A 17,708-nucleotide genomic window follows, 5' to 3' on the forward strand; every position below is an offset into this window, starting at 1 on the left:
TCATGGGAGAATAAAATGAAAAACCGTTTAAATGTTCTAGCTTTTTTTGCCGTAATTTTGGTCATTCTATACATATCAAGGGGACTTTTGCAAAACTGGATGGTAGGGACTCTTAGTGTTGTATTTACGTTATCAGTAATCTTTATTGGAATTATTATCTTTTTTGAAAATCGTCACCCTACTAAAACCTTAACTTGGTTACTCGTATTAGCCGCTTTTCCAGTTATCGGTTTTTTCTTTTATTTAATGTTTGGTCAAAATCACAGGAAGAGTAAGCGATTTTCAAAAAAGGCTATTGAGGATGAACGAGCATTTCAAAAAATTGAAGGTCAAAGACAATTAAATGAAGAACAATTGAAAAAAATGGCTGGCCATCAACAATTATTATTTAGACTTGCTCATCGACTCGGTAAAAATCCTATCTCTTTTTCAAGTGAAACCAAAGTATTAACAGATGGTAAGGAAACGTATGCTCATATTTTACAAGCATTGGAAATGGCGGAACATCATATCCATCTTGAATACTATATTGTGCGTCACGATGAGTTAGGGAATCAAATAAAAGACATTTTGATTGCAAAGGCTGAGGAAGGGGTTAAAGTCCGTTTCTTGTATGATGGGGTTGGGAGCTGGAAACTTTCAAAAGCATATGTTCAAGAGCTAACAGAGGCAGGAGTCGAAATGGTTTCCTTTTCGCCAGTAAAATTACCTTTTTTAACCCATGCTATTAACTATCGAAATCACCGTAAAATTATAGTAATTGATGGCGTTATTGGCTTTGTAGGTGGATTGAACATTGGAGATGAATACCTTGGAAAGGACTCTTATTTTGGGTACTGGAGAGACACGCACCTCTATGTGAGGGGTGAGGCAGTGCGAACGCTTCAATTAATCTTTTTACAAGACTGGCATTATCAAACGGGGGAGACAATATTAAATCAAACGTATCTTTCTCCATCTCTTTCTATGACAAAAGGGGATGGCGGTGTACAGATGATTGCGAGTGGACCAGATACAAGGTGGGAAGTAAATAAAAAATTATTCTTTTCCATGATTACATCGGCGAAGAAATCGATTTGGATTGCAAGTCCTTATTTTATCCCTGATGATGATATACTCAGTGCTTTGAAAATTGCAGCGTTAAGTGGAATTGATGTGAGGATCCTCGTACCTAATCGCCCTGATAAGCGCATTGTCTTCCATGCTTCTAGATCCTATTTCCCTGAATTACTTGAAGCTGGAGTGAAGGTATATGAATACAACCGTGGATTTATGCATAGTAAAATTATTATCGTTGATCATGAAATAGCTTCAATCGGCACATCAAATATGGATATGAGGAGTTTTCATTTGAACTTCGAAGTGAATGCATACTTATATCGCACAAGTAGTGTCACAACGCTCGTTAGCGATTATGTCTATGACCTAGAACATTCTAATCAAATTAATCACTCGTTGTTTGGAAATAGACCGTTCTTTCATCGCCTTATTGAGTCTACCTCTCGATTATTGTCACCTTTATTATAAACAAATCAAAAATCTCCCTTTAAAATAAGGGAGATTTTTTTGATGGTTTTAAAGGGAAAGCAGTGTAAAGTGTCGAAACTCATCTATATTAGGAGGTGTAACCACTTGCTCACTGCAAAATTAAAAGATGGTTCTTTAATTTCAATGGCAGATAGTTGGAGCTTTGAACAGTTAATTGAAATGAGAAAGGATGTATTATTTTATTGTCCATGTTGTACGTCAGAACTTCAATTAAAAATAGGCTTAAAAAAACAATGGCATTTTGCTCATAAAAAGAATGCTCTCTGTACAATCCAAGGCGAACCAGAATCACTATACCACCTTAAAGGCAAGAAGCAGTTGTATGAATGGTTAAAGAATCAAGGGGTTAAGGTTGCACTTGAAGTCTATTTACCGCTGATTAGACAAAGACCAGACATATTATTTAAGGTAGGAAGTCAACTGTATGCACTAGAATATCAATGTTCTCCGATCGATCACTCTCAACTCGAAAAAAGAATGCGCGGGTATGAACAGCTTGGAATTATACCTATTTGGATATTTGGTGGTAATCGCTTAAAGCGGTTGGGGGCTAATATCTTTTCAATTAAATCGTTTGAGTGGTATGCAAATACAATCCAAAAATCATCTTCACCGACAATCCATTACTATTGCTCAGAACAGAGCAAATGGCAGAGTCTCTATCACACAACTCCGTACTCCTCGACAAAATATTTAGCTAGTTTAATTGAAACTTCCCCATCTTTATTTCCACTATCCAATCTCCTCAGGCAACCAACTTATTCTCTTCCTTCATACGAGCACTGGCTATTTATTAAAAAGAATTGGCGTTACGTTCAACCCACACCCTACCCTTCCAAAACACAACGTTTCTTTCAACAATTATTGTATTATCATCACTTGTCACCTTCTCAATTTCCAATTGAAGCTGGATGGCCGAGCTCTTCCCATTGCCTCATCGAAACTTCTCCACATATTTGGCAAAGTTATCTTCTCTTTGCTTGTCTTCTTCAAAAGCCCCTTCATCAACCAATCACCCTTACCTCAATTCAAGCTTGTTTTCTGAGGAAAGAATTGCATAGATGGTTAAAACTAAGACCTTCCTATCATCCCTCACTTATTGAAGATGCGATTTTAGGTTATGTTACTTTTTTAACAGAAATAGGATTTCTCAAAGAAATTTCAAATAAGCCTAAGACATATGTCAGACAAAGGGATCTAGAGGTGCCAAAATCAACAGAAGAAGCTATAAAGCTCGACCGTCAATTAGCCAATCTCTGTTCAGATCAGATCTTTGCCAAATAGTAATTGCAGAAAAAGAGAGGAAAACCTTTTAATATGGCGAATAGTTAATGGTAGGGTAAGGGAAAAGCTCTTACTATCGATTGGACCATATTTGGAGGGATAGAACTTGGCAAAGCAGCGTTTAAAACGAGAAGAAGTACCGGAACAAGCAAAGTGGGATCTTGAAGCCATTTTTAATACAGATGATGATTGGGAGAGTGAATTTCAAGCTGTAAAGGCACTATATCCCGAGATAACTTCATATAAAGGAAAACTCGGTGAGTCTGCAGAGTCTTTATTTAAAGCACTTCAAAAACAAGATGAATTAAATGAGAGACTTAATAGGTTGTATACGTATGCTCATATGCGCAATGATGAAGATACAGCCAATTCTTTCTATCAAGGGCTACATGATCGAGCGATGGGGCTGGCTGCACAGGTCTCTCAGGTAGTGTCGTATATGACACCAGAGTTATTAAGTTTAGACGAGAAACTCATTATGCAATTTGTTGATGAACATGAAGGACTTAAAAAGTATGAACAGCTGTTAGAGGAATTGAGTAAGGAAAGGCCTCACGTCTTAACTGAAGCAGAAGAAGCGATATTAGCTCAAGCAAGTGAGGCTTTGCAAAGCTCAAGTCAAACGTTTGGGATGCTCAATAATGCAGATCTAACATTTCCGACAATTAAAGATGAAGATGGTGAGGAGGTTGAGATCACTCACGGACGTTTTATCTCATTGTTAGAGAGTAGTGATCGCTCAGTTCGAGAAAATGCGTTTAAAGCTGTATATGGAACGTATGGTCAATATAAAAATACATTTGCACAAACATTGAGTGGTCAAGTAAAACGAGATTTGTTCTATGCAAATGTTCGTAAATACCGTTCGTCACGAGAAGCAGCTCTTAGTCAAAACCATATTCCTGAAGTAGTCTATGATCAATTAGTTGATACAGTTAATAAACACTTACATCTCCTTCATCGCTATGTCAAACTACGTAAAAAAGTACTCGGTGTAGAAGAGTTGCATATGTATGATCTATATACACCGTTAGTAGCAGATAGTAAGATGAAGGTGACGTATGAGGAGGCTAAAGACCTTGTCATTAAGGGGGTTGCTCCTCTAGGAGAAGACTATGTCAATATCCTTACTGAAGGTTTTAGTAAACGATGGGTGGATGTAGAAGAAACAATGGGTAAGCGTAGTGGAGCCTATTCTTCTGGAGCATATGGTACAATGCCTTATATTTTGATGAATTGGCAAGATAATGTTGATAATTTATTTACTTTAGCTCATGAATTTGGGCATAGTTTACACAGTTATTATACTCGTAAGCATCAACCATTTGTCTATGGGGATTATACGATTTTTGTAGCAGAGGTTGCCTCGACTTTAAATGAATCTTTATTAAATGATTATCTAGTTAAAACAACGACCGAAAAGAAACAAAAACTATATTTACTCAATCATTTCCTTGAAGGGTTTAGAGGAACGGTCTTCCGTCAAACGATGTTTGCTGAATTTGAGCAGCAAATTCATGAACTCTCAGCAAAAGGTGAAGCACTTACACCTGAGTTATTAACAAATACGTATTATGAATTAAATAAGAAATATTTTGGAGAGGATATGGTAGTGGATGAAGAGATTGGACTAGAATGGGCACGTATACCTCACTTCTATTACAATTTCTATGTTTATCAATATGCTACAGGTTATAGTGCAGCTGCTGCTCTATCTAAACAAATCCTAGAGGAGGGTGAACCTGCTGTTGAGCGTTATTTAAACTTCTTAAAAGCAGGTAGCTCAAATTATCCGATTGATGTACTAAAAGAAGCGGGAGTCGATATGACATCTGCTAAGCCGATTGAACAAGCGTTGAGTTTATTTGAAGACACGCTGGATGAAATGGAACGTCTGTTAGAAGAATAAAGTTGAAAAGCCTGAAGCTCTGCAAGGCAAGAGAGCTTCAGGCTTTTAATTGTTCAACGGAAGCCTTTAAAGCGATTTTGTTTAAGGGAAGGACTCAGCGTAAAAAGAATAGATATGAAAAGAAGAGGTGCAGCAAGTAATAGAGGGAACATATTTAATAAAGCTAATACGTACAAGTAAAAAGTTATTACAATAAAAACAATACCTATTAATCGTTTTACCTTATTCAAGTCAATCCTTCCTTTCTGCATTTATTTTATTCATATGTAATTTCGTAAGGTTTAAGACAAGTTTTTACACATATGACGATCTCATGAACGATCAATGATAATCATTGTCAGAGGAATTAGAGTTTGGTATTCTATACATGTGAAACATATCACATTCTCTCCCCCCATAGAGAATGAAAAAGAGCGTCTTAAGCAGACGCTCTTTCATTACACATAGATATATCTCCAAAACGTTCCATACTTTACAGGAACTGCTTCAACTTTTTGTTGGAGCTTTAAAAGTTTGAGTTGTTTTTCTGCTTCTTCTTCTGTTAAATCAAACACCATAGCTACTTCAATCGTGGCTACGAAGTTGTAGCGTTTTAAAAACTCTTCTATTGAAATAGGCGCTGCTTTTTTAGGTGGATGCCCTAGTAATTCCTCGATCATTTGTACATAAACGTGATAAGGATATAAGCCTGTAACACTAATCCCTTCTTCATCGGCATTATTGTTAAAAAATACAAATGTGGGTACGACTTCAACACTCATTTCATTTGTTGTTTTAATATCACATTGCAGAGCTTTTTTCGCCAGTGGTGAATCGAGATCCTTTTTAAATTCCTCTAGGTCAAGCTTAGCAGACTTGGCACACTTCATGATGATTTCATCTTCGGTGATGTTTTGCTTTTCAAGAAACAAGTATTCACGAAGTTTTCTTAAAAAACGAGCTCCAGCACGAGGACCTTGAAGCTCGGCTGCTTTAATTGCTATAGATGCTTTATAAGGTGAGGACCATTCATGCTCTAACCATACATCTCCATCGCAAGACATGCCTGTTTCATTTGAAATTTTCTCCCAAATAGCAGCTAATTCACTTTTTCTAGCTAGCCCTTTTTTTGTTTCTTGGCAGAAATTCCAAGCTTGGAGCCGACCTGCCACTAGAAACCTAATTTTAAAATAGGCACCATATTCCACTTGCAATTTCTTGAAAATAGGTTCGAAAGCCCAGCATTCTGCACACAGAGGATCAATAAATGTATATACTTCAAGGGGTTTTCTATTAATTTGAAAAGGATGCTCAGGATCCAGACCACAAATGCCTTGTTCGTTATCACAAGTTGATTGAAGCTCTTTTGGTTTCAATGGTCATTCTCCTTTCTTTGTTACAGTTTTTCCTTCATTTTATTGGTTGACCATGTGGTAAGCAGTCATGGTTAAACGTTCCATTATATACTCTCGAATTAACCCCGTTATCTCTAGATCATCCATAGCTTGATTCATACATGCTAACCAAGCATCTGCTTGTGTGTTAGTGATTGTAAAGGGCATATGCCTGGCTCTTAACATAGGATGACCATGTTCTTCAGTATAATGAGTTGGGCCTCCGAGAAATTGGGTTAGAAATTGTTTTTGTTTACGAGCCGTTTCGGTAAGGTCATTAGGAAATAACGGAGCTAGGTCCGGGTGCTTTGCTACATAGCTATAAAACGAATCGACCAACTCTGAGAGAACAGCTTCTCCACCAAGGGCTTCGTATGGGCTTTTTTGAATAGACATATTTCTCGCTCCTTATAAGTTCAGCATTTCTAATATTAAAAAGGTATAGCGACTTTTCTCTGCGTTACTGTTACATATTGTAGCAACCCTAGAGAAGATGGGCAAATAATCTGATTGACGAGCATCTATATTATAAAAACAAAAAAGTGAAAATGTTTGATAAACTATAAAGGATTGGATGGGAGGTTTTAATGGTGAATAGGCCGTTATATACAGTGTGTCCTCATAATTGCCCCGATACTTGCGGTCTTCAAGTGAATGTTTCAGAAGGAAAGGTCGTGACTGTAACTGGCCAAAAGGATCACCCTGTTACAAAAGGTTTTATTTGTGAAAAGGTAAGACATTACCCCGAGAAAGTACATTCATATGAACGAATTAGAAAACCTCTAAAACGTGTTGGAGAAAAGGGCAAAAATGAGTTTATAGAAATCAGTTGGGATGAAGCGCTTTATGAAATTTCAACAAAGCTCAAGGAAACTCATGAACATTATGGGGGGAGAAGCATCTTACCTTATAGTTACAGTGGGACAATTGGTGTCATACAAAATGCGAGTATGGATCGTCGTTTTTTTAATCGCTTAAACACCTCGATTATTGACCGGACCATCTGTTCAGCTGCAGGTAATGCTGCATTTACCTATACAATGGGGGATCAGGTTGGTCTTGATCCAGAAGATACTAAGGAGTCAACTTATATCATCATATGGGGGACCAACACGATCTTAACAAACATTCACCAGTGGATGTATATAGAAGTGGCGAGAAAGAAAGGAGCGAAACTAGTCGTTATTGATATTGAACGTACAGAAACAGCCCAAAAAGCTGATTGGTTTATTCAACTTCTTCCGGGTACTGATGCTGCACTTGCTTTAGGTCTCATTCATGTCCTTATGGATGAGGGATTAATCGATGCAGCATTTATAGAGGAACAGACCATCGGCATCGATGAATTAGCCTATCGTGCTATGGAATATACCCCTGAATATGTGGAGCAGGTTACAGGTATTCCTGCTGCGCATATTCGCAAGCTAGCTAGAGAGTATGGTTCATCCAAAGCTTCTTTTATCCGAATTGGTAACGGTCAGCAGCATCATATAGGTGGAGGGATGAGTACTAGAGCGATCTTATATTTACCTGCCCTAACAGGCGCATGGCAGTATCCCGGTGGAGGGGCGATTTACTTTAACTTATTACAAGGGAAAGTAGATAGAGCTGAACTTGAGCAGCCAGATCTTAGAACTGAAGAAGCAAAGGTCGTAAATATGAATCTTCTAGGCAAAGCTCTACTTGATAAAGCAGACCCTATTCGGTTGTTATTTGTCTATAATAGTAACCCAGCATCCGTTACTCCAGGTCAAACAGCTATTTTAAAAGGGTTAGCAAGAGAGGATTTAGTTACGATTGTCCATGAGCAAACAATGACTGAGACGGCTAAATATGCTGATTATGTTTTACCTGCAACTACAGCAATGGAACATACTGATCTATATAAGTCTTACTGGCATCGTTATTGGCAAGTAGGCAGGCCTGTAATATCCCCTATTGGAGAAGCGCTTTCTAATACCGAATTATTTAGAAGGTTAGCTAGAGCTTGTGGATTTACGGAACCATGTTTTAAAGACACTGATGAAGAATTAATGAGGCAAGCCGTTTCATCAAAGCCAAGTGAATGGAAAGATGATTTGTTTTCGGGAAGAGTGATGAAGTGGGATCCAGAAGATAGAGAACGGGAGGAAGTTGAGCCTTGGTTGAATGGGACATATTCTACTCCATCTGGAAAAATTGAATTGTATTCTGACAAGATGAGGAAAATAGGTTTAGATCCTCTTCCTCATTATGCTACAGTAAAGCCAAAGAAAGATCATTTTTGGCTGATTACTTCTCCACACAGGCGAGGGTTAAATAGTCAATTCCTTTATCAATTCTATCCTGAAAAAGAAAAGCCTTTTGCTATCATTCATCCAGATATCAGTAAAGGGTACCAATTAACTGAAGGTGATTGGATTGTTTTGTACAATAATAAGGGTGAAATTAAGGTAGAAGTGAAGATTGATCAAAAAGTCCATCCGTCTGCTATTGTCGTAAGAGGAATATGGCCTTTTAAAGCATTTCAAGGTAAAAATACGAATAGTTTAACTTCAAGTCTATTATCTGATTTTGGAGGAGGAGCGACTTTTTTTACAACATTTGTCCAACTCCGCAAAGTGGATAACTAATACCCCAACCATTTGGTTGGGGTATTAGTTTTTTTAGACATTCAAAAACGTGTTATATACTTTCGGAACGTACGCTTGAGTTTCTTTAAAAGGCGGAATCCCGTTATAGCGATCGACATTACCTGGACCTGCGTTGTAAGCGGCAAGAGCTAGTTTGATGTCTCCGTCATATTTATCAAGCATTTGACGTAAATATTTTGCTCCCCCGTTAATGTTTTGGGCTGGGTCTAACATATTATCAACCTTTAACATACGAGCTGTTGCAGGCATTAATTGCATCAATCCCGTAGCCCCTACATGACTCTTTGCTTGTGGATTGAAATTAGATTCATGCTTAATAACCGAGTAAATGAGTTTTGGATCAAGATTGTATTTTTTGGCCGCAGCTTCAATCAGGTGAGCGAACGGAGCTTCCTTACCCGCAAGTTGAAGAGGCTTATTCGTTTCACTTGAGGGTGGTGCTGTCCTACTTTGATTGTGAGTTGTTGTTATTTTATGTGAGCTACTAGGTGAAAATGTTTGCAATGCTAAATAACGTTCTCTTAATGAATCATTTATAAATAAGTGGCTATTTCTTATTCGTTGACTATGATCACTAGTTGATGAAGAAACTTCATGCTGAAGTATGGTCGAGAAAAGAGCTCTTAAAGAAGCAGAGCTCTTTTGACGATCTCCTGAAATGTTCGTTTGAAAAGGGGAAGAATGTACAGAGCTTAAAAAAGATATGTCCATCATTTGACCTCCGTATTAAAATCTATCCTAACTTTACCAAATAAAACATGTAGCAACAAACCTTTTTTCACGACGATTCAGTCGTTTAATGCTTGTTTTCGTTCGAAAAAGCGTTGGACTTTATTAGGTGTAGGAACTTGTTTAATTCCAATCTCGGAAAATAAGCTCTCAAGCGAATGTGTAGCATGCTCAAGCGAATTGCCTTCAAACTCGATTTCATAATCAACTTGTCCTAAATATGTACTTTTATCAAAGCATAATGCTCCATTTTTATAGTCACATTCTAGTCTCTCTGTTGTTAACGTTCCAAGGTAGCTTAATGTTGCTGGGTTAATGTCAAGTTCCTTTAATTGGTGCATGACTTCGCCCCTAGGAATAACACCCTCCTTAATCGCTCTATCTACTTCTAATGAGGAAAGGGTTTGATGCGTCTCTAGTAAGCCATCTTGGTGAGGTTCTTTTAATGTAAGAGTAAACGTATTATTTTTTTCTCGAATTCTAAGTGCTGACTTGGCTTGTTTTAATGCTTGATCAGTTGTTTCAAAATAATGATTTTTTTGCATGACTGCTTGTTTCATCGACTTATTTAGAAATTGAAGTAACTGACTAAATGCCGGTTCATCAACGAGTGATTTTACTTCTATTTCAATTTCCTGTGTCATGGGAATTTCCACGCCCTTTTTTTATGAGATTATGCTATTATCTCATAGCTTGGAAACAGGCTCAATCATCGATAAAATGTAAAAGGCTTCTTATGGGAATGACCATTAAAAGTATGATAAACTATTGGTGGAATAAAGTTTAGGAACGTGATTAATGTTGGAGGGTTATCATGCAAAAATTAAATGTTACTGAAATTAATAAGACTGATGAGAAGTATGTGGTCGCGTGTAAACACACATTGAGTGAAGAAGAGATTCAAGGAATCAAAGCGGGGGAAAGAATGCTCGTCGATTCTGATGGTTTGGCATTTGTTTACATACTAGAAGATGCATCACAATTTTATTATCTTGCGTTTGAACAAAATTCTTGGTCTGAACTGTATGAGGCTTATAAAACACAACTGCCATTAGTAGTGGAACTTGGAAATAACCACCTTATTGAATTATTCCAGTTACATGATGAGTTAGATTATTTACTGGAAAATATTGAAGGCAATAGCAATTACGGAGAAGAACTTGAAACTGCAGTGCGGGAAGTGTTTTTAAAGACTGTTGAGTAGAGAACGGATGGTGATTGAATGAGCGATTGGGGCACTTTTTTAATGCCTTATAAACAGGCAGTGGAAGAATTAAAGATCAAGTTAAAAGGTATCCGCGAACAATATCAACGATCATCTCATCACACCCCGATTGAGTTTGTAACTGGAAGGGTCAAACCAATTTCAAGTATTCTTGATAAAGCAAAACGCAAAAATATACCACTTAATGAACTTGAAGATAATATGCAGGATTTAGCTGGCGTACGGATTGTGACTCAATTTGTAGAGGACATCGAGACCGTAGTGAATTTGATTCGCACTCGTGGAGACTTTGAAATCATTGAAGAACGTGATTATATTATTGAAAAAAAGCCAAGTGGCTATCGTTCTTATCATTTGGTATTGCGTTACCCTGTGCAAACGATTGAGGGAGAGAAGAAAATTCTTGTTGAACTTCAAGTGAGGACGCTTGCCATGAACTTTTGGGCAACAATCGAGCATTCCTTAAATTATAAATATAGTGGTGAAATACCCGAAGATATAAAGATGCGCCTAAAAAGAGCAGCAGAAGCTGCTTTTAAGCTTGATGAAGAAATGTCGATTATTCGAGACGAAGTAAGGGACGCACAAGAGATATTCATCCAAAAGCAAGAACAAGGAAGAAAGCTATAGTGAGAGGGAAGGAATGAATATGAATGAAATTTACTGTCACATCGCGTGGAGATGATCTATCAAATACTTTGCAACAGCGCATTAAACGTTACTTGCTAGACTTTGGGTTAATGTACGATGAAGAATCTCCCGAGATGGTGGTGACGGTGGGTGGAGACGGTACATTACTTCAAGCCTTTCATGATTACAGTGAGCGTCTTGAAGATACAGCATTTGTCGGCATTCATACAGGGCATCTAGGTTTTTATGCAGACTGGGTTCCTGATGAAGTCGAAAAGTTAGTTATTCATATTGCGAAAACTCCTTACCAAATAGTTGAATACCCTCTACTCGAAGTGGTGATAAGGCATAAGGGAGAAAGCAAGTCTGAGCGTCACTTGGCTTTGAATGAATGTACGGTAAAGAGTTTAGAGGGGTCGCTTGTAAGTAACGTTGAAATAAAAGGCGATACGTTTGAAGTGTTTAGAGGAGATGGATTATGCATTTCTACACCTTCAGGAAGTACAGCATATAACAAAGCTCTTGGAGGGGCTATTTTACACCCTTCACTTGCATCGATCCAAATTGCAGAGATGGCTTCCATTAATAACCGAGTGTATCGTACAGTAGGATCTCCTCTCGTTTTACCACAGCACCATACCTGTTTATTAAAACCACTTAATGATGTTGATGTTCAGGTGACAATTGATCACTATACACTTGATCATAAAACAGTAAAGTCGATTCAATGTCGTGTCGCTGAAGAAAAGATTCGTTTTGCGAGATTTAGACCATTTCCTTTTTGGAAACGAGTAAAGGAGTCCTTTATCGGTGAGTAACAAGCAAGTCAAAATAAAGTGGTCTGTGTCTCAAAAAGAGGATGGGATGTTACTGCGTTGTTTTTTAAGAGAGGTTAAAGGACTTTCAAAAAAAACGTTAGCTGACATTAAATTTAAAGGTGGATTCATTTTTCTAAATGGAGAAGAAGTAACGGTTAGAACGACTGTGTGTACAGATGATGAGGTAGAGATTCATTTGCCCGAAGAAAAGAAGAGTGAGTCGCTTAAGGAAGAAGTCATCCCTTTTGATATTTTATTTGAAGACGACCATATGTTAGTAATTAATAAACCTCCTGGCATGCCAACGATCCCATCGCGGCAGCATCCATCAGGCACATTAGCTAATGCAGTAATGGGGTATTATCATAAGGGGAATATCTCTTCGACATTTCATGCAGTAAATCGATTAGATCGTGATACTTCAGGATTGCTCGTTGTCGCTAAGCATGGGTTTGCTCATGATCAGTTAGCAAAAGCGCAAAAAGCGGGGAAGTTAAAACGGTTTTATAGAGCGATTGTTGAAGGTTGTGTACAGCCTTCAACTGGTACCATCTATGCACCTATTGGAAGAAAGCCCACAAGCATTATCGAGAGGATGGTCACTCCATATGGTCAAGTGGCCATTACCCACTATAAAGTGATAGCGAGTAATGAACACTTCTCAGAGGTAGAGGTCGATTTGCAAACAGGTAGAACACATCAGATTCGTGTCCATTTTGCTCATCTTCATCACCCATTAGTTGGTGATGATCTATATGGTGGTGAAACTGTTCTATTGAATAGACAGGCACTACATTGTGCACGGTTAGAATTAATTCACCCTTTTACTGGAGATAAGCACGTTTTTGTCTGTCCTCTTCCACAAGATATAAAGATGGTAAAAGAAGCAGCCTGCTTACAATAGTGGCTGCTTCTTTACTGTAGTCTAGGTTCAGGACATTCAATACACCTTACTCAAAAGAACGAAATTTCTCTGGTATATAGGGAAGGGAAGAAGAAACTTGAAAGGTCTCAAGCTCAGGGTATCTTAAACTAGTTAATTTCCCTCCGAATACACAACCTGTATCGATGTTTACCGTCTGATGAATAAATCTAGGCTCCTTAACTGGGGTATGCCCATACACAACTAGTGCTTCTCCGTCGTAATGCTTTGCCCAGTCTCTTCTAATCGGTGTACCATCAGGGTTTTGTTCCCCTGTAATATCACCGTACAGAACAAATGACTTAATACGTTTATTGATATCTCCTATATCCTTTGCTTGAATACCAGCATGAGCAATCACAAGCTTTCCTCCGTCCAAAACGTGATAAAGAGGAGATTCTTCTATTAATGATATAAATTGAGTGCGAATCTTATTAAATTCGTTTTTAGGTAAAGCTTCTAGTTCAGCAACGGTTGTTTCTAAGCCATGCTTTTGCTGTACTTTACGCCCAAGAAAATAACGATATAACTTATCACAATGATTCCCTGGTACATAATACGCTTTTTGATCCTGTACTAGGCTGTAAACAAGTTTGATGACATCTATCGAATGAGGCCCTCGATCCGTTAAATCTCCAACAAAAGCAATTTTTCTTCCTTCAGGGTGTGAATAACTCGTACTTGTTTTTATATAACCTAATTGAGAAAGGAGCGAAATTAACTCATCATAACATCCGTGTACATCACCTATACAATCAATTTTCATTACTATCACTCCAATTAAGTGCCGATTTTTATGACAATGAAAGTATTTTAGCATAAATCCTTCCTAGAGAGATAAGGATATACTACATGTATAAAAAGGTTAAATTGTAAGGGTATTCATTTAGCTTGCTCGTTGACAGTTGTTCTCTTGTTTCTTTAAGATGATAAAGATACTAAAATTGATTAAAAGGTGTGCTTATTTTGTTTGAACAACCCGTGACGAATCCCGTCCTTATATTTGCAATAGCCATGGTCATATTCTTAATTGCTCCTTTAATCATGGCAAAGCTTCGTATTCCCGGTATTATTGGTTTAATCTTATCAGGTGTTATTATCGGACCTAATGGATTAGGCATGTTAGATCGTGATCCGACGATTGTGTTATTAGGAACGGTTGGTTTACTTTATATCATTTTTATAGCTGGACTTGAAATTGATTTGGATGGATTTAAGAAATACCGTACGAGAAGCTTAACCTTTGGGACGATGTCATTTACGATCCCTTTTATTCTCGGTACGTTCGTTGTATATTTACTTGGATATTCGGTTGCTGCAGCGATTTTGCTTGGGTCCTTACTCGGCTCTCATACATTGCTCGCTTATCCGATTGCGAGCCGTATCGGTATTACTAAAAATAAGTCTGTTACCACTACTGTAGGTGGGACAATTATGACTGATACGTTAGCTCTTCTTGTTCTCGCAGTCGTAGCAGGAGCAACACAAGGAGAACTAACAGCTAATTTCTGGTTTATCCTGCTCATATCTTTAGCTCTTTATGTAGCCGCAGTGCTCATTTTAGTTCCAATCGTTGCAAAATTTTTCTTTCGTACTTTAAGTAGTGAAGGAGCCCTTGAGTTTATCTTTGTGATGACCGTCCTTTTTGTATCTGCTTACTTTGCAACAATTGCTGGTCTTGAACCAATTATTGGTGCGTTTTTAGCCGGACTTGCATTAAATCGATTTATTTCTGAGCAAGGAACATTAATGAACCGTATAAAATTTGTTGGGAATGCATTATTTATTCCGTTCTTTTTATTATCGGTTGGAATGTTAATGGACATACGAGTACTTTTATCTGATCCCTCGGCTTGGCTAATGGCCGCAGTTGTTGTCACATTGGTTATTGGAGGGAAATTCTTGGCTGCTTGGATTGCTGGGAAACTTTATCGTTATTCATCCGATGAAATTAAGCTTATGTTTGGATTATCGATTCCTCAAGCTGCTGCTACTTTAGCTGCTACCCTTGTAGGCTATGATCTAGGGTTATTTAATCAGGCAACTGTAAATGCCGTTATTGTCATGATACTTGTTACATGTATGATTGGTCCTTATATGGTTGAGATCTATGCTCGGAAAATTGCGTTAAAAGAAGAGCAACGTCCGTATGAGCCGTCATTAGCACCGCAAAGAGTATTAGTTCCTGTTGCCAATCCGAAAACAATGGAGTCTTTATTAGAGCTTGCTTTTATTATTCGTGGTACTTCGCAGGAACCGTTATACACCTTATCTGTTGCGCAGGGTCAAGGAGAAGAAGCGCCGGAAAAGATTGTAGAAGCGGAAAAAACATTAGGAAAAGCAGTGAGTTATGCGGCTGGTGCAGAGGTTCCCATCCAAATGCTGACAAGAGTTGACCCTAATATTTCATCAGGTATGATTCGTGCAATGCAAGAATCACGCATTACTACAGCGGTGATTGGATGGAATGGAAAACTTTCTACACCACAAAGGATATTTGGTAGTATTTTGGATCAATTATTAGAGCGAACAAATCAGATGATCTTAGTTTCTAAATTAGGGCATCCTTTGAACACGACGAAGAGGCTAGTTGTTATTATCCCTTCAGGTTTTGACCATAAAAGAGCAGCCTATGAATCGATTCGAACAGCGAAGCAATTGGCTAGTCAGATAGGGGCAACTCTCACAGTTTATGTCATTCATGATACGATCGATAGTTATGAATCGATGTTTGAAAAAGTTAAGCCAGATGTTCAAACTCAAGTAGTAGGAGTTCCATCTTGGAATGAGTTGCATCGTTCCTTTATGCCGATTTTAAGAAAAGATGATCTTGTAGCTGTTTTGAGTGCTAGAAGAGGGTCACTTGCATGGCATCCTCAGTTAGAGCGTTTACCTAGAATTTTAGCTGTTGCAAAGCCTGAGAGCTTCATTATGATTTATCCACCTGATAAAGAACCCGTTGACCTCCGTGGTTCAAGAGGGACTGATGTGCCCCGTACAGTATTATCTAATAAATCATACGAAGAATAATGACAGTAAAAAAAAGAGTAAGGGATGCTTTAATGCAGCCCTTACTCTTTTTCAATTTATTAATTCTGCTGTTACGACAAGCCGTTCTCTGTGAGTCCGTTCAACTCTGTCAAACTCACCAGTACAAGTAATTAAATTGATCCGTTTAGCCGAAGTGTAACCGAAAATAGCCTCAATCGGAGCATCGTCATAAGGGTAGACGGCCGTATTTATGACGGAAAAAGTCAATTGTTCACCGTTCGCTCCACTCAATTCAACGTGGTCTCCTATAGAAAGTTCGTCTAGGTCAAAGAAGATAGCAGGGCCAGTTCGGCTATCAACATGTCCTGCTAATACAGCATGTCCCTGATTACCTGGCTTGGTACCACGATTAAACCAACCGACTTCAAATGGATCTTCAGGTACATCCATTTGATGTTTCTCATTTAAACCCATTTCAGATATAGGTGCCTCTACCTCAATTTTAGGAATTGAGATATGAGTGGGAATTAATGATGAATTGATTTGTGTGCTAGAAGTAACATCTTGCTGGTTTGATTGGATGATAACTTCATCTAATGAGGAATCTTTCATTTCGATTATTTCAGGTTCCTCTTGTACTTCTGAGAAGCTATTATCTGGTGTGCAACCCACCAAAATAAATAGAGTTAGTAAGATTGATAAGAGAGAATTAAGCTTCTTGTTTACGACGAAAGTTAAGAAAGAATAGAGCTGCCCCAAATGCTAATGCTCCAGCAAATAGGATAGGTAAGATGCTAGTTGTGGTAGAGGAACCACCCATACCAGTTGCAGGCATTTCAGAAGGCATTGCATCATGAGACATATCACTTAACATAATGACATCTAATCCGGGCTCACCGTCTGCAAAACCTACTGCAAATACACTGTATAACATATCTGCTTGTAACTCAGTATTTGGTAATTCTAAAACCACATCTTCTGTACCAGCAACACGAACCTCGAGATCAAGTGTTCCTGGTGATGTTTCTAAATAATCAGTTACCGCTTTAAAAGGAGCATCATCGAAAAGGACTTCTCCACCAGCTATTGCAACATCCACATTAGGAGCGTCTGGAGAAAAGTGACCAACACGTACTTTTGTTTGTCCTTCTGAAGTCATTTGTTCATCATTAACGACTGCTAATTCTAAGTTTTCAACTGTATTAATAGCAGCGACTGTATAAGCTTCCCCGCCCTCTACTGAAAGAGATGCAGATAAAACAGGTTCGCCTTCATCCATTGTACCCTCTGCAAAAATCTCAACGTCGTGATCTCCTTGAGGAAGGTGCATATAATCTGTAGCTGCTTTGAAGTCAGCGCCTTCAACGACTACATCCCCATTTACAACTACATCAACTGCAGGTGCATCTGGTGAAGCATGAACAACACGTACTTTCGCAGCTTCCTCCGAATGATCTGCCGCAAATCCTGTCGCTCCAAATGATAATGTTAATGCTCCAACTAATGAAAGAATAAAACCTTTTCTCAACATAACTTCATCTCCTCGTTTATGATTATTTTTGGTATGAATCCATTGATTTGAAACGGGCCGAAAAAAAGATAGTCACCTCCTTAACGCTTTTGTTTAAGTTTTGTTTAACTAATGT

The 17,708-nt window shown here is 38.2% G+C and carries 16 protein-coding genes; 9 read left to right on the top strand and 7 right to left on the bottom strand.

The annotated features are described in order from the left end of the window. Window positions 1-15: 15 nt before the first annotated feature. The 3 genes from cls to pepF all read left to right on the top strand — a co-directional run bounded on the left by cls (window position 16) and on the right by pepF (window position 4,741). Window positions 16-1,527 carry a cardiolipin synthase gene (gene cls, locus AB3N04_RS16800; protein ID WP_368503798.1) on the top strand — a complete coding sequence of 504 codons (1,512 nt, stop codon included), beginning with the start codon at window positions 16-18 and terminating at the stop codon, window positions 1,525-1,527. A 105-nt stretch (window positions 1,528-1,632) separates the two neighbouring features. After that, window positions 1,633-2,832: a competence protein CoiA gene (locus tag AB3N04_RS16805; RefSeq protein ID WP_368503799.1), complete on the top strand. Its 1,200-nt coding sequence runs from the start codon at window positions 1,633-1,635 to the stop codon at window positions 2,830-2,832. Between the two features lie 106 nt (window positions 2,833-2,938). After that, window positions 2,939-4,741 (top strand): oligoendopeptidase F, encoded by a 1,803-nt coding sequence (gene pepF / locus AB3N04_RS16810; protein WP_368503800.1) that lies wholly within the window; start codon window positions 2,939-2,941, stop codon window positions 4,739-4,741. Between the two features lie 437 nt (window positions 4,742-5,178). On the opposite strand, the gene AB3N04_RS16815 is transcribed toward pepF, so the two are convergent. Both AB3N04_RS16815 and AB3N04_RS16820 read right to left on the bottom strand, forming a co-directional pair. Next, complete coding sequence (locus AB3N04_RS16815; protein ID WP_368503801.1) at window positions 5,179-6,096, bottom strand: ClpXP adapter SpxH family protein; 918 nt, start codon at window positions 6,094-6,096, stop codon at window positions 5,179-5,181. Between the two features lie 39 nt (window positions 6,097-6,135). Further along, on the bottom strand, window positions 6,136-6,510 hold the full coding sequence (locus AB3N04_RS16820; RefSeq protein WP_368503802.1) for a globin: 375 nt from the start codon (window positions 6,508-6,510) through the stop codon (window positions 6,136-6,138). A 191-nt stretch (window positions 6,511-6,701) separates the two neighbouring features. On the opposite strand from AB3N04_RS16820, the gene AB3N04_RS16825 reads away from it, so the two are divergent. Then, entirely contained in the window at window positions 6,702-8,726 is a 2,025-nt protein-coding gene (locus AB3N04_RS16825) for a molybdopterin-dependent oxidoreductase (RefSeq protein WP_368503803.1), read from the top strand. 33 nt (window positions 8,727-8,759) lie between these two features. On the opposite strand, the gene AB3N04_RS16830 is transcribed toward AB3N04_RS16825, so the two are convergent. Both AB3N04_RS16830 and AB3N04_RS16835 read right to left on the bottom strand, forming a co-directional pair. Further along, on the bottom strand, window positions 8,760-9,458 hold the full coding sequence (locus AB3N04_RS16830; protein WP_368506081.1) for a lytic transglycosylase domain-containing protein: 699 nt from the start codon (window positions 9,456-9,458) through the stop codon (window positions 8,760-8,762). 77 nt (window positions 9,459-9,535) lie between these two features. Next, window positions 9,536-10,120, bottom strand: coding sequence for a CYTH domain-containing protein (locus AB3N04_RS16835; RefSeq protein WP_368503804.1), 585 nt, complete (start codon window positions 10,118-10,120; stop codon window positions 9,536-9,538). A 170-nt stretch (window positions 10,121-10,290) separates the two neighbouring features. Here AB3N04_RS16835 and AB3N04_RS16840 point away from each other — a divergent pair, with 170 nt between their 5' ends. From AB3N04_RS16840 to AB3N04_RS16855, 4 genes are read left to right on the top strand one after another with little or no spacing between them, the layout of a single operon-like run. Then, window positions 10,291-10,680 (top strand): hypothetical protein, encoded by a 390-nt coding sequence (locus tag AB3N04_RS16840; RefSeq protein WP_368503805.1) that lies wholly within the window; start codon window positions 10,291-10,293, stop codon window positions 10,678-10,680. Between the two features lie 18 nt (window positions 10,681-10,698). Beyond that, window positions 10,699-11,331, top strand: coding sequence for a GTP pyrophosphokinase family protein (locus AB3N04_RS16845; protein WP_368503806.1), 633 nt, complete (start codon window positions 10,699-10,701; stop codon window positions 11,329-11,331). Between the two features lie 23 nt (window positions 11,332-11,354). Continuing rightward, window positions 11,355-12,149 carry an NAD kinase gene (locus AB3N04_RS16850; RefSeq protein WP_368503807.1) on the top strand — a complete coding sequence of 265 codons (795 nt, stop codon included), beginning with the start codon at window positions 11,355-11,357 and terminating at the stop codon, window positions 12,147-12,149. Then, window positions 12,142-13,053 carry an RluA family pseudouridine synthase gene (locus AB3N04_RS16855; RefSeq protein ID WP_368503808.1) on the top strand — a complete coding sequence of 304 codons (912 nt, stop codon included), beginning with the start codon at window positions 12,142-12,144 and terminating at the stop codon, window positions 13,051-13,053. The genes AB3N04_RS16850 and AB3N04_RS16855 overlap by 8 nt, the downstream gene beginning before the upstream one ends. A gap of 46 nt (window positions 13,054-13,099) precedes the next feature. Here AB3N04_RS16855 and prpE read toward each other — a convergent pair whose 3' ends face one another. Continuing rightward, on the bottom strand, window positions 13,100-13,837 hold the full coding sequence (prpE, locus tag AB3N04_RS16860; protein WP_368503809.1) for a bis(5'-nucleosyl)-tetraphosphatase PrpE: 738 nt from the start codon (window positions 13,835-13,837) through the stop codon (window positions 13,100-13,102). 200 nt (window positions 13,838-14,037) lie between these two features. Here prpE and AB3N04_RS16865 point away from each other — a divergent pair, with 200 nt between their 5' ends. Then, window positions 14,038-16,101, top strand: a complete 2,064-nt coding sequence (locus AB3N04_RS16865; RefSeq protein WP_368503810.1) for a cation:proton antiporter — start codon at window positions 14,038-14,040, stop codon at window positions 16,099-16,101. Between the two features lie 51 nt (window positions 16,102-16,152). Here AB3N04_RS16865 and AB3N04_RS16870 read toward each other — a convergent pair whose 3' ends face one another. Together AB3N04_RS16870 and AB3N04_RS16875 are read right to left on the bottom strand one after the other, a co-directional pair. After that, the gene (locus tag AB3N04_RS16870) at window positions 16,153-16,821 is read right to left on the bottom strand and encodes a class F sortase (RefSeq protein WP_368503811.1); all 669 of its coding nucleotides are present in this window, start codon (window positions 16,819-16,821) and stop codon (window positions 16,153-16,155) included. Further along, window positions 16,772-17,593 carry a DUF4397 domain-containing protein gene (locus AB3N04_RS16875; protein WP_368503812.1) on the bottom strand — a complete coding sequence of 274 codons (822 nt, stop codon included), beginning with the start codon at window positions 17,591-17,593 and terminating at the stop codon, window positions 16,772-16,774. The genes AB3N04_RS16870 and AB3N04_RS16875 overlap by 50 nt, the downstream gene beginning before the upstream one ends. Window positions 17,594-17,708 lie beyond the last annotated feature (115 nt).

The organism is Alkalihalophilus sp. As8PL (assembly GCF_040939795.1).
In the GTDB taxonomy this organism is placed as follows: Bacteria; Bacillota; Bacilli; order Bacillales; family Bacillaceae_D; genus Alkalihalophilus; species Alkalihalophilus lindianensis.

What these genes read in the sequence shown, in the direction of transcription:
- cls (WP_368503798.1), top strand. Translation starts at nt 16, where the DNA reads ATGAAAAACCGTTTAAATGTTCTAGCTTTTTTTGCCGTAATTTTGGTC.
- AB3N04_RS16820 (WP_368503802.1), bottom strand. Translation starts at nt 6,510, where the DNA reads ATGTCTATTCAAAAAAGCCCATACGAAGCCCTTGGTGGAGAAGCTGTT.
- AB3N04_RS16825 (WP_368503803.1), top strand. Translation starts at nt 6,702, where the DNA reads ATGGTGAATAGGCCGTTATATACAGTGTGTCCTCATAATTGCCCCGAT.
- AB3N04_RS16830 (WP_368506081.1), bottom strand. Translation starts at nt 9,458, where the DNA reads ATGGACATATCTTTTTTAAGCTCTGTACATTCTTCCCCTTTTCAAACG.
- AB3N04_RS16835 (WP_368503804.1), bottom strand. Translation starts at nt 10,120, where the DNA reads ATGACACAGGAAATTGAAATAGAAGTAAAATCACTCGTTGATGAACCG.
- AB3N04_RS16840 (WP_368503805.1), top strand. Translation starts at nt 10,291, where the DNA reads ATGCAAAAATTAAATGTTACTGAAATTAATAAGACTGATGAGAAGTAT.
- AB3N04_RS16845 (WP_368503806.1), top strand. Translation starts at nt 10,699, where the DNA reads ATGAGCGATTGGGGCACTTTTTTAATGCCTTATAAACAGGCAGTGGAA.
- AB3N04_RS16850 (WP_368503807.1), top strand. Translation starts at nt 11,355, where the DNA reads ATGAAATTTACTGTCACATCGCGTGGAGATGATCTATCAAATACTTTG.
- prpE (WP_368503809.1), bottom strand. Translation starts at nt 13,837, where the DNA reads ATGAAAATTGATTGTATAGGTGATGTACACGGATGTTATGATGAGTTA.
- AB3N04_RS16875 (WP_368503812.1), bottom strand. Translation starts at nt 17,593, where the DNA reads ATGTTGAGAAAAGGTTTTATTCTTTCATTAGTTGGAGCATTAACATTA.